Annotated in this window: 9 protein-coding genes; 8 read left to right on the top strand and 1 reads right to left on the bottom strand. The window is 75.0% G+C overall.

Going from position 1 to position 11,599, the window contains the following annotated elements; translation table 11 throughout:
* Nucleotides 1-287: 287 nt before the first annotated feature.
* The 6 genes from metG (at nucleotide 288) to ACF1AK_RS05105 (ending at nucleotide 6,925) form a co-directional block, all read left to right on the top strand.
* On the top strand, nucleotides 288-1,907 hold the full coding sequence (metG, locus tag ACF1AK_RS05130) for a methionine--tRNA ligase (protein WP_391497404.1): 1,620 nt from the start codon (nucleotides 288-290) through the stop codon (nucleotides 1,905-1,907).
* Nucleotides 1,908-2,009: 102 nt separating this feature from the next.
* Nucleotides 2,010-2,888 carry a TatD family hydrolase gene (locus tag ACF1AK_RS05125; RefSeq protein WP_391497403.1) on the top strand — a complete coding sequence of 293 codons (879 nt, stop codon included), beginning with the start codon at nucleotides 2,010-2,012 and terminating at the stop codon, nucleotides 2,886-2,888.
* Entirely contained in the window at nucleotides 2,848-3,111 is a 264-nt protein-coding gene (locus ACF1AK_RS05120) for a hypothetical protein (protein WP_391497402.1), read from the top strand. Before ACF1AK_RS05125 ends, ACF1AK_RS05120 begins: the two co-directional genes overlap by 41 nt.
* A gap of 28 nt (nucleotides 3,112-3,139) precedes the next feature.
* Nucleotides 3,140-4,036 (top strand): 16S rRNA (adenine(1518)-N(6)/adenine(1519)-N(6))-dimethyltransferase RsmA, encoded by an 897-nt coding sequence (gene rsmA / locus ACF1AK_RS05115; RefSeq protein ID WP_391497401.1) that lies wholly within the window; start codon nucleotides 3,140-3,142, stop codon nucleotides 4,034-4,036.
* 10 nt (nucleotides 4,037-4,046) lie between these two features.
* Nucleotides 4,047-4,982: a 4-(cytidine 5'-diphospho)-2-C-methyl-D-erythritol kinase gene (locus ACF1AK_RS05110; protein ID WP_391497400.1), complete on the top strand. Its 936-nt coding sequence runs from the start codon at nucleotides 4,047-4,049 to the stop codon at nucleotides 4,980-4,982.
* 101 nt (nucleotides 4,983-5,083) lie between these two features.
* On the top strand, nucleotides 5,084-6,925 hold the full coding sequence (locus tag ACF1AK_RS05105) for an ABC-F family ATP-binding cassette domain-containing protein (protein ID WP_391497399.1): 1,842 nt from the start codon (nucleotides 5,084-5,086) through the stop codon (nucleotides 6,923-6,925).
* A 7-nt stretch (nucleotides 6,926-6,932) separates the two neighbouring features.
* Here the strand turns inward: ACF1AK_RS05105 and ACF1AK_RS05100 are convergent, their stop codons facing one another.
* Nucleotides 6,933-8,939: an FUSC family protein gene (locus ACF1AK_RS05100; protein WP_391497398.1), complete on the bottom strand. Its 2,007-nt coding sequence runs from the start codon at nucleotides 8,937-8,939 to the stop codon at nucleotides 6,933-6,935.
* Between the two features lie 360 nt (nucleotides 8,940-9,299).
* On the opposite strand from ACF1AK_RS05100, the gene ACF1AK_RS05095 reads away from it, so the two are divergent.
* Both ACF1AK_RS05095 and ACF1AK_RS05090 read left to right on the top strand, forming a co-directional pair.
* Nucleotides 9,300-9,839 (top strand): hypothetical protein, encoded by a 540-nt coding sequence (locus tag ACF1AK_RS05095; RefSeq protein ID WP_391497397.1) that lies wholly within the window; start codon nucleotides 9,300-9,302, stop codon nucleotides 9,837-9,839.
* A gap of 43 nt (nucleotides 9,840-9,882) precedes the next feature.
* On the top strand, nucleotides 9,883-11,562 hold the full coding sequence (locus ACF1AK_RS05090) for a WXG100 family type VII secretion target (RefSeq protein WP_391497396.1): 1,680 nt from the start codon (nucleotides 9,883-9,885) through the stop codon (nucleotides 11,560-11,562).
* The last annotated feature ends 37 nt before the right edge of the window (nucleotides 11,563-11,599 follow it).

Here is an 11,599-nt window from a genome sequence, read left to right as displayed (position 1 = left end):
GCCCCGGCGCCCCCCCCGCCCCCCGCGCCGCCCGCGGCGGGCGGGCCCCCCCCCCGCCCCCCCCCGCCGCCCCCCCCCCCCCCCCCCCGCCCCGCCCCCCCCCCCCCCCCCCCCGGCTCGGTGCGGACCGCCCCGGCGGGCGGGCGCTGGGCGCGGTTCTGGGCGCGGATGCGGGGCTGAGGGCCGGGCTCCGGCGGCGGGCCGGGACGGCGCTCCGGGAGCCCCGGGCCGCCGTCCCGCGCCCGGCCGTCCGGGGCGGTGCGCGGGCCCGACTAAGCTTGCGGACCATGGCGGCCACTGCAGAGCACAGCACCACCGGGGGCACCACCCCCGCGTACTACGTCACCACCCCGATCTACTACGTCAACGATCGTCCCCACCTCGGCCACGCGTACACCACCGTGGCGGGCGACGTGCTGACCCGCTGGCACCGCCAGCGCGGCGAGAAGGTCTGGTACCTGACCGGCACCGACGAGCACGGTCAGAAGATCCTGCGCACCGCCGAGGCCAACGGCGTCACCCCGCAGGAGTGGTGCGACAAGCTGGTCGAGGAGGCCTGGAAGCCGCTCTGGCAGCATCTGGAGATCGCCAACGACGACTTCATCCGCACCACCCAGGAGCGGCACACCGCCCGGGTGCAGGAGTTCGTCCAGGACCTGTACGACAAGGGCGAGATCTACAAGGGCGGCTACTCCGGCCCGTACTGCGTCGGCTGCGAGGAGTACAAGCTCCCCGCCGAGCTGCTCGACGGCGCCGCCGAGGGCGAGAAGCTCTGCCCGATCCACAAGAAGCCGGTCGAGTGGCTGGAGGAGGAGAACTACTTCTTCCGGCTCTCCGCGTACGGCCCGAAGCTGCTGGAGTTCTACGCCGACAACCCCGGCTTCATCGCCCCGGAGTCGGCCCGCAACGAGGTGCTGCGCTTCGTCGAGCAGGGCCTGCAGGACCTCTCCATCTCCCGCTCCACCTTCAACTGGGGCGTCCCGCTGCCCTGGGACGAGAAGCACGTCCTGTACGTGTGGGTGGACGCGCTGCAGAACTACATCACCGCGGCCGGCTACGGCGCCGACCCGGAGCGCTTCGCCGAGCTGTGGCCGGCCTCGGTGCACCTCGTCGGCAAGGACATCCTGCGCTTCCACGCGGTGATCTGGCCCGCGATGCTGATGGCCGCGGGCCTGCCGCTGCCGAAGCGGGTCGTCGCCAACGGCTGGCTGATGGTCGGCGGCGAGAAGATGTCGAAGTCCAACCTGACCGGCATCGCGCCCACCGACCTGACCTCGCACTTCGGCGTGGACGCGTACCGCTACTACTTCCTGCGGGCGATCCCGTTCGGCACCGACGGCTCGTTCTCCTGGGAGGACTTCACCGCCCGGTACACCTCCGAGCTGGCCAACGACTTCGGCAACCTCGCCTCCCGGGTGGCGGCCATGGTCGGCAAGTACTTCGACGGCGCGCTGCCGGCCGCGGCGGCGCCGGGCGAGGCCGAGAAGGCCGTCGCGCAGGGCCTCGCGACGGCGGTCGGGACCGCCGACCGCAGGATCGGCGAGGAACTGGACTTCGCCGGCGGCATCGCGGCCGTCTTCGACTTCGTCAAGCAGGTCAACGGCTACCTCACCGAGCAGGAGCCGTGGAAGGTCGCCAAGGACGACTCGGCCGAGGGCCGGGACCGGCTGGCCACCATCCTCTACACCGCCGCCGAGTCGCTGCGGGCCACCGCCGTGCTGCTCAACCCGGTGATGCCGAGCACCGCCGAGAAGCTCTGGGCCTCGCTCGGCGCCGAGGCCGGGCTGGGCCCGCTGGCCGCGCAGACCGTCGCCGAGGCCGCGCAGTGGGGCCGGCTGCCCGCCGGCGCCACCGTCACCAAGGGCGACATCCTCTTCCCCCGCCTTGAGGAGAAGCCGGCCTCCTGAGGCCGGAGCGGGACGCCCCCACGCCGGGGCGGGACGACCGAACACCGCAGCGGGACGACCGGGCACCGCGGCGGGACGACCGAGCGCCGGAGAGGACGACTGATGCCGAAGAAGGACGACGACCGGTCCACCCCGCCGCCGCTGCCCGCCCCGCTGGCGGTGGCGGTCGCCGACTCGCACACCCACCTGGACATGCAGTCCGGCACGCCCGAGGAGGGCCTGGCCAAGGCCGCCTCGGTCGGGGTGACCACCGTCGTCCAGGTCGGCTGCGACGTGCCGGGCTCGCGCTGGGCCGCCGACCTGGCGGCCCGGTTCGAGCAGGTGCACGCCGCCGTCGCCCTGCACCCCAACGAGGCGCCGCGGATCTTCCTCGGCGACCCGGACGGCTGGTCCGGGCAGCGGCGGGAGCCCGGCGGTCGGGCCGCGCTGGACGCGGCGCTCGCCGAGATCGACGCGCTCGCGGCGCTGCCGCAGGTCCGCGCCGTCGGCGAGACCGGCCTCGACTACTTCCGCACCGGGCCGGAGGGCGTGGAGATCCAGAAGGAGTCGTTCCGCCGCCACATCGCGATGGCCAAGCGGCACGGCAAGGCCCTGGTGATCCACGACCGGGACGCCCACGAGGACGTCATCGCCGTCCTACTGGAGGAGGGCGCCCCCGAGCGGACCGTCTTCCACTGCTACTCCGGCGACGCCGGGATGGCCAAGGTCTGCGCCGAGCACGGCTGGTACCTCTCCTTCGCCGGCCCGGTCACCTTCAAGGCCAACCAGCCGCTGCGCGACGCCCTGGCGGTCACCCCGCTCGACCGGATCCTGGTCGAGACCGACGCGCCCTTCCTCACCCCGCACCCCTACCGCGGCCGCCCCAACGCCCCGTACCTCATCCCGGTCACGGTCCGCTCGATGGCCGGCACCCTGGGCCTGCCCGAGGACGAGCTGGCCGGTGCCATCGCGGAGAACACGGCGCGGGCGTTCGGGTACTGATCCGACCGAACACCGGTTCCGCAAACCCGGGCAGTACGCCGACAAGGGCATCCCGTACTACTGGCGCGTCGAGCGGGGCATCGACGACCTCCCGATCGTCCACGAGTTCCACCGGGACGAGGAGAAGAACGTCTACCTGCCGGTCGCCCAGCACGAGGGCGTGCTGCGGACGGCCGTGCCCTACCCCGTGGAGATCGACCTCGCGGCGGTCGTCGAGCTGTGAGGGGCCCGCGCGCCCGTATCCTTGGCGGGTGAGCACCACCGATCCCACCCCTGACAGCCGCCCCCAGCCCCCGGCCGGGGGGACCCCCTTGCTGGGCGGCGCGGACATCCGGGCGCTGGCGGACGCGTTCGGCGTGAAGCCGACCAAGCAGCGCGGGCAGAACTTCGTCATCGACGGCAACACCGTGCGGCGGATCGTCCGGGCGGCCGAGGTGACCGGGGAGGACGCGGTGGTCGAGGTCGGGCCCGGGCTCGGGTCGCTGACGCTCGCGCTGCTGGAGACCGCCCGGCACGTCACCGCCGTGGAGATCGACCCGGTGCTGGCGCGGCACCTGCCGGACACCGTCGCCGCCCGGATGCCCGACCGGGCCGAGGCGTTCGACCTGGTGTTCAGCGACGCCATGCTGGTCACCGAACTGCCCGGGCCGGCGCCCACCGCGCTGGTCGCCAACCTGCCGTACAACGTGGCCGTGCCGGTGCTGCTGCACATGCTCGCGACCTTCCCCAGCATCGAACGCACCCTGGTCATGGTGCAGAGCGAGGTCGCCGACCGGCTCGCCGCCAAGCCCGGCAACAAGGTCTACGGCGTCCCCTCGGTCAAGGCCAACTGGTACGCCGACGTGAAGCGGGCCGGGGCCATCGGCCGCAACGTCTTCTGGCCCGCCCCCAACGTCGACTCCGGGCTGGTCTCGCTGATCCGCCGCGAGCCGCCCCGCACCACCGCGACCCGCGAGGAGGTGTTCGCGGTCGTCGACGCCGCGTTCGCCCAGCGCCGCAAGACCCTGCGGGCCGCGCTGGCCGGCTGGGCCGGCTCCGCCGCCGGGGCCGAGCAGGCGCTCACCGCCGCCGGGATCGACCACAAGCTGCGCGGTGAGATGCTCACCGTCGAGCAGTTCGCCGCCATCGCCGAGCACAAGCCGCAGTAGGGGACTTCCAGTGAGCGTCACGGTCCGCGTACCCGCCAAGGTCAACGTCCAGCTCGGGGTCGGCGGCCTGCGCGCCGACGGCTTCCACGACCTGGCCAACGTCTTCTTCGCGGTCGCCCTCGGCGACGAGGTGACGGCGACGGCGGGCGAGCCCGGCACGGGCGTCACCCTCAGCTGCACCGGACCGGACGCCGACGCCGTCCCGCTGGACGACAGCAACCTCGCCGCCCGCGCCGCCCGGCTGCTCGCCGACCACCACGGCCTGGCCGCGCCCGACGTCCGGCTGCACATCGCCAAGGCCATCCCGGTGGCCGGCGGCATGGCCGGCGGCAGCGCCGACGGTGCGGCGGCGCTGGTCGCCTGCGACGCCCTGTGGGGGCTCGGCACACCGTCCGAGGTGCTGCTGGAGCTGGCCGCCGAGCTCGGCTCGGACGTGCCGTTCGCCCTGGTCGGCGGCGTCGCCCTGGGCCGCGGCCGGGGCGAGATCCTGGAGCCGCTGCCCGTCGCCGGCAGCTACCACTGGGTCTTCGCGGTCGCCGACGGCGGCCTGTCCACCCCCGCCGTCTTCCGCGAGTGCGACCGCCTGCGCGAGGAGGCCGGCACCGGCTCCGGCGACACCGAAGTGCCCACCCCCGACGCCGACCCCGCCCTGCTCGCCGCCCTCGCCGGAGGCGACGCCGTCGCGCTGGCCGCCGCGCTCGCCAACGACCTCCAGCCGGCCGCCCTGTCGCTGCGCCCCGCCCTCGCCGACACCCTGCGGGCCGGCACCGAGGCCGGAGCGCTCGGGGCGCTGGTCTCCGGCTCCGGGCCGACCTGCGCCTTCCTGGTCAAGGACGCCGAGGCCGCCGGGACCGTCGCTGCCGCGCTGCGCGCCTCCGGCACCTGCCGGACCGCGCACGCGACCCACGGCCCGGTCCCCGGGGCCGCGGTGGCCGGGGAGGCGTGAGGAGCGGCCGAGCGGGCGGGGACCCGGGGCGGGCCGACTAGGCTGGGAGGCTCCGGGGCTCCGCCCGAGCCCGGACCGTCGAACCCAGGAGCGAAGCACACGTGGCCGTCAACCTCGCCACCATCGAGTCCGTCACGAAGGTCTACGGCACCCGGGCCCTTCTCGACGGGGTCAGCCTCGGCGTCAGCGAGGGCGACCGGATCGGCGTCGTCGGACGCAACGGCGACGGCAAGACCACCCTCATCCGGATGCTCGCCAAGCTGGAGGAGCCCGACGGCGGCCGGATCACCTGGTCCGGCGGCCTCCAGATGGCCGTCCTCACCCAGCACGACTCGCTGGACCCGACCGCCACCATCCGGCACGAGGTCATTGCCGACCGCGCCGACCACGAATGGCTCGGCGACGCCCGCATCCGCGACATCATCGAGGGCCTCTTCGGCGGACTCGACCTGCCCGGCTTCCCCGACGGCCTGGACACCGTCATCGGCCCGCTCTCCGGCGGCGAGCGCCGCCGGATCGCGCTCGCCAAGCTGCTGCTCGGCTCGCCGGACCTCATCGTCCTCGACGAGCCCACCAACCACCTCGACGTCGAGGGCATCGCCTGGCTCGCCCGGCACCTCCAGTCCCGCCGCTCCGCCCTGGTCTGCGTCACCCACGACCGCTGGTTCCTCGACCAGGTCTGCACCCGGATGTGGGACGTCCAGCACGGCTCCGTCCACGAGTACGAGGGCGGCTACTCCGACTACGTGTTCGCACGCGCCGAGCGCTCCCGGATCGAGGCCGTCGAGGAGCAGAAGCGCCAGAACCTCGCCCGCAAGGAGCTCGCCTGGCTGCGCCGCGGTGCCCCCGCCCGCACCTCCAAGCCCCGCTACCGGATCGAGGCCGCCAACGCGCTGATCGCCGACGTCCCCGAGCCGCGCGACAAGAGCGAGCTGATGAAGTTCGCCAACGCCCGCCTCGGGCGGACCGTCTTCGACCTGGAGGGCGTGACGGTCAAGGCCGGCCCGAAGCTGCTGCTGGAGAACCTCACCTGGCAGCTCGGCCCCGGCGACCGGATCGGCCTGCTCGGCGTCAACGGCGCCGGGAAGACCTCGCTGCTGCGGGCGATGCGCGACGCGTACGCCTCGGAGGGCGACGTCCAGCCGGCCTCCGGGGTCATCAAGGTCGGCAAGACCGTGCGGCTGGCGTACCTCTCCCAGGAGGTCGCCGAGCTGGACCCGGCCACCCGGGTGCTCCAGGCCGTCGAGCAGGTCCGCTCGCGGGTCGACCTCGGCAAGGGCCGGGAGATGAGCGCCGGCCAGCTCTGCGAGCAGTTCGGCTTCGGCAAGGACAAGCAGTGGACGCCGGTCGGCGACCTGTCCGGCGGCGAGCGGCGGCGGCTCCAGCTGCTCCGGCTGCTGATGGACGAGCCCAACGTGCTGTTCCTCGACGAGCCCACCAACGACCTCGACATCGAGACGCTCAACCAGCTGGAGGACCTGCTCGACGGCTGGCCCGGCACGATGGTCGTCATCAGCCACGACCGCTTCTTCATCGAGCGGACCACGGACATCACCTACGCGCTGCTCGGCGACCGGCGGCTGCGGATGCTGCCGAACGGCGTCGACGAGTACTTGGAGCGGCGGACCGCGATGGCCGCCGCCGCGGCCGCCGCCGCTTCGGCCGCGGCCGCCGTCTCCGGTGCCTCCGCGCCGGCGGCCGGTGCGGAGGCCGGGGCGCCCGCGCTGTCCGGCGGGGACCTGCGGGCGGCCAAGAAGGAGATGCAGAAGCTGGAGCGGCAGATCGCCAAGCTGGACGAGAAGGAGTCCAAGCTGCATGCCCAGCTCGCCGAGCACGCCGCCGACTTCTCCAAGGTCGCCGAGCTGGACGCCCAGCTGCGGGCGGTCCGGGAGGAGAAGGAGGAGCTGGAGATGAGCTGGCTGGAGCTGGCCGAGCAGGTCTGAGCCCGGCTCAGGAGCGGTCGGCCAGCAGCGCGTCCAGCTCGTCCGCCGCCCGGCCCAGCGCGCTGCGCGCCGGGTCGTGCGGGCGGGTCGGACGCGCCGCCGCCCCGGTCGGCGGACGGTGCGCGCGGGCCGCGGCCGTCAGCGCGTCCAGTGCCCGGCGGACCCGCTCCACCTCCACCGGGTCCGGCACCCGGCCGCCGTAGCGGCGCTGCGCCGCGAATGCCGCCACCGCGCCGCTCAGCCGCTCCAGGGCGGCGGTCGCGGGCAGCCACTCGGCGGCCGGGCGCCCCGCCGGGGGCGGCTCGGCCAGCGCCCGCTCCACCTCGGCCCGGGCGTCGGCCAGCGCGCGGTAGGCGGTGCGGCGCAGCCACACCTCGGCGTGGTGGCGGGGGGCCTGCGGTGTGCCGGTCGGGAGTGCGGCGTCCTGCCGTGGGCCGTCCTGTTGCGAGCCGTCCTGCCGTGGGCGGTCCTGTTGTGGGCGGTCCTGTGGGCCGTCCGGCCGGGCGACCGAGTCCAGGTAGGCCTTGAGCGCCGTCGTCGCGGCCACCAGGCGCGGCTCGATCCGGTGCCGCGGCCGCTCGGGCCACAGCAGGTAGCCGAGCAGCAGCACGATCGTGCTGGCCAGCGCGGTGTCCAGCACCCGGGGCCAGAACCCGGCCGCCCCGTCCTGCCCGCCCAGTTGCAGCAGGACCAGCGCCATCGGCGTCATGACGACGGTGTTCAGCCCGTAGTGCGCCGCCGTCGCGTACGGCAGCAGGGCCACGCAGAGCGCGGCGATCGCCACCAGCGCCCACGGACCGGGCGCCGGGGCCAGCACCGCCGCCGTCACCGCCACCCCCAGCACCGTCCCGACCGAACGGCTCACCGCGCGCAGGAACACCGACCCGAGGTCCGGCTTCAGCACGAAGGCGATCGTCATCGGCACCCAGTAGCTGCGGCTCAGCGGCATCGCGGTCGTCACCGCCGCCCCGGCCGCCACGCACAGCGCGAGCCGCGCCCCGTACCGTGCGGCGGCGGGCGACACCAGCCGCACCCGCAGCCGCCACGGGTCCGGCGGCGGCACCGGCGCCGTGCCGGGCGCCGCCGCCCGGCCCGCCACCGTGCCGGCGGCCGCGCGCAGCGCCGCGTCCAGCGCCCGCCGGGACGGCGTGTCCGGCGCCCAGCCGGGCACCGCCACCTCGCCGCCGCCGCGCTCCACCGCCCGGGCCAGCCGGTCCGGGACGGCGGCGACCTCGGGCGGCACCGGGCGCCGGGCCCAGAGCAGACCGGTGGCGGCCTCGGTCGCCGCGAGCGCGGCCCGGTACATCTCCTGGCCGGGGTGGGGGTGGGGGTGGGGATGGCGGGTGGGCGGAAGCACGTCCTGCACCTGGTTCAGCCGGTCGGTCAGGAGCCGGCGGGAGGCCGCGCCGCGCGGCGTCCCCAGATCGGCGAGCATCCGGCCGAGCGCGTCGTACGCGGCGGCGAGCGCCCGGGTGGCGGGGTCGGCGGCGGGGGCCCTGTGCCGGCGCGGTGGCGGGCCGAGCAGCAGCACGAGCGCGGCACCCGCGGCCATCAGCGGCGCCCCCGCCCACCACGGGTCCGGCAGCGGCATGCCGCTGCCGAGCGCGGCGGAGACGAGCAGCAGCAGCCCCGCCGCCGAACCCCGCGGCCCCGTTGCGCTCACCGCCCCCGAGACGAACGCCGTCACGGTCAGCGCCGCGCCCAGCGCGAGCCCGTCGGCCCCGGAGTGCTGCAACGTGCCGCCCACCAGCATCCCGAGCGCCGAGGCGCCCACGGCGGTGACGATCCGTCGGACCCGCAGCCGCACCGGCTCGACCCGGTCGTTCATGGTGGCGTGCATCGCGCCGAGCCCGGCGAACACCCCCAGGTCCACCCGGTGCGCCAGCACTCCGGCGGCCAGGGCCAGCGCCATGCCGATCGCGGCCCGCACCATCGGCGCGACCGGCGCCACCGGCCTCGCCGGACGCGCGGCCCGCGCCCACCAGGGGGCGTCTGCGGCGGTGTTGCGGCTCACGTGGGCCATCCGATCCGCGGCGGGGCCGCCGGGCCGGGCCGGTACTGGACCGGGCGGGCAGGGGCGGCCGGGGGTCGCTGCTGTGCGACGCTGCGCGGCAGATGAGGACGCGTCCGGGACGACCGGACCCGGCCAGTCTAACGGCGCCGCCCGCCGGAGCGGACGTGTCAAGTTCGTACCGATCGCGTACGGGCGGGCCGCGGGCCCTGCCGGTGCGACGGAGGCGATGGCTACGATGAACGAGGCGCCGCCCGTCCCGAGGCGTGGACGGTGCGGGGCCGCAGGAGTGAGTAGTTGACGTTGTGTCGCGGTGCGGCGACCTGCGGGGGCGCGCCGCGCACGGGGGAGAGGTGGATTGCTGTGCCAGGCGAGGCTGGACCGGGCGGCGCGGGCTGGGCCGACGGCCCCAACGGTGAAGTGAAGCCGTGGACGCTCGACAACAGTTGGGTCGGCCGCGTGGTCGGCCAGGTCCAGGTCGACGTCAGCGCCACCGCACTGGTGGCGGCGTTCGGCTCCAAGGACGTCAAGATCGAGCTCGACACGCTGACCACGTTCAAGAAGAAGGTGGACGCGCTCCTGGCCTCGCTGGAGGGCTCGGAGGCGGCTCAGCACAAGATCAAGGAGCAGAAGCTGACCGCGGGCAACCTCGGCACCGGCTTCCACGAGTCCGCGGAGCTGATGGCGGCGTACGACCGGACCCATGCGGCGATCTCGCAGTTGTCGAAGGCGTTCGCGGAGCAGATCGACAAGATGAGCCAGGCGGTCGCGCAGACGGCGGGCAGCTACGGCAGCAACGAGGAGCACCAGACGACGGCGGTCAACGCGGTCGCGAAGAACGCGGACACCTACACCCCGGCCGCCGGGCCCAACGGGCCGGCCGCGAAGAGCGGTGACTACTGATGGCGCGCGGGTACGCGGGATCGACCGGAACGGGGGGTAACTGATGGCGGGCGGAACGAACTTCGAGGGCATCAACCATCCGCAGCTCAAGTCGATGGTCGCCGGCAGCGATCCGGCGAAGGTGACCAGCCGTGGCAACCAGCTGAAGGACGCCGGGCGGGTGCTGGAAGACCTCAGCCGGGCGCTGGCCGCCCACGTCGGGCAGATCCAGTGGGAGGGGCCGGCGGCCGAGAACTTCAAGACCTGGGCCGGGAACCTGAACAAGTCGGCCTCGATGATCAGCGAGTACTCCAAGGGTGCCGGTGACGCGATGGTCCAGGCCGGTGAGGCCCTGGGGAGCGCCAAGACCGGTGTGCCCGAGGTGCCGACCAAGGACATCGACATGGTCAAGCGGCATGCCGCGCAGCCGTGCCTGAAGCCTTCGTCGCTGAGCATCGCCGGCATCGGCAATCCGACGGCGACGACCGACGCGATCATGAAGAAGGAGGACCCGACCTGGGTCTCCTATGCGGAGGCCGCGGCGGCGCAGAAGCGGGTGGACACCGCGCACCAGGAAGCCATCCACCAGATGGAGAAGCTGGGTCAGGCGTACGAGGCGGCGACCGCCAAGCTGAACGGGCTCAAGTTGCCCGAGCTGCCGGGCACCCCCGGCGACGGCCCGAAGGCGGTCGACGGTGGAACCGAGGTTCCGGTCGGGCCGGGTGGTGGATCCTACGGCTCCGGGGGCACGGGTAGGACTTCCGGCGGCGGCTACGGCGGCGGGGGTTACGTCCCGGCCGGCGGTGGCGGTTACGGCGGTGGTGGCGGTTCCGTCGTGGCGCCGCGTCCCCGGACGTCGGTGCCGGACGCGCCGCAGACTCCGGGCCACAGCGTTCCGACCCCGCCGCACGGTGGTGCGGTGCCGCTGCCGGGTGACCCCGGCACGTCCGGGGTGGTGACGCCGCCGCCGGTCACGTTCCCCGGGGACCGTCCCAGCACCGGGCTGGACAGTCTGCCTCCGGTGCCGACGCTGCCCGGGCAGACCGGGCCGGTGGGACCGTCCGGCGGTGGGCCGGTGTCCCCGTACCCTCAGGGCGGCGGCCCCGGATACCCGGGGCTCCCGGGTGGCGGGACGGGCCCCTTCGTCGGGGGCGGGCCGATCCCGATGGGCGGTACCGGTCCGTTCACCGGCGGGACCGTGCCGCTGAAGGGCGGCGGCGGGGGCTCGGTGCCTCCGAACCGGACCAGCACCTTCGGCGGCGGGAACCCGCCGGCGAAGGGCGGTGCTCCGGTACCGACCAACGGCGGGACGGTGTTCGGGGCGCGCGAGGCGGCTCAGGGACGGGCCGGCGGGCCCGCCGGCGGGGGCGGCTTCGGCGGTCCGGGCGGCGGGATGCACCCGGGCGGCGGCGGCCACGGTGGTGGCGCGGTCGGCGGTTCGCGCGGTCGGGGCTACAGCTCGACCGTCGGCGGTGTGGTCGGCGGGGCCAAGGGTCCGGTGGCCGGCGGGGAGTTCACCCCGGGTGGCAGCGGCCTGCGCAACCGGGCGGCCGCGGCCGGGGCGGCGGCCGCCGAGGGTGCGGCCCGGCCGGGCCAGAACGGCATGATGGGCCCGGGCATGATGGGCGGCGGCGCGGGGGAGCGGCGCGAGCGTGAGCGCGGCCGTCGGGCCGACTATCTGCACGAGGACGAGGAGACCTGGACCAGCGGTACTCCGAAGAGCAATCCGGGCGTGATTGAGTAGTCCGGAACGACTGCCCGGCCACGGGGCCCGCACCCGG

The sequence above is a fragment of the Kitasatospora sp. NPDC015120 genome, from assembly GCF_043080305.1.
In the GTDB taxonomy this organism is placed as follows: domain Bacteria; phylum Actinomycetota; class Actinomycetes; order Streptomycetales; family Streptomycetaceae; genus Kitasatospora.
The sequence above is the reverse complement of the archived record's forward strand: the minus strand, read 5'-3'. Positions and strand labels throughout refer to the sequence as shown.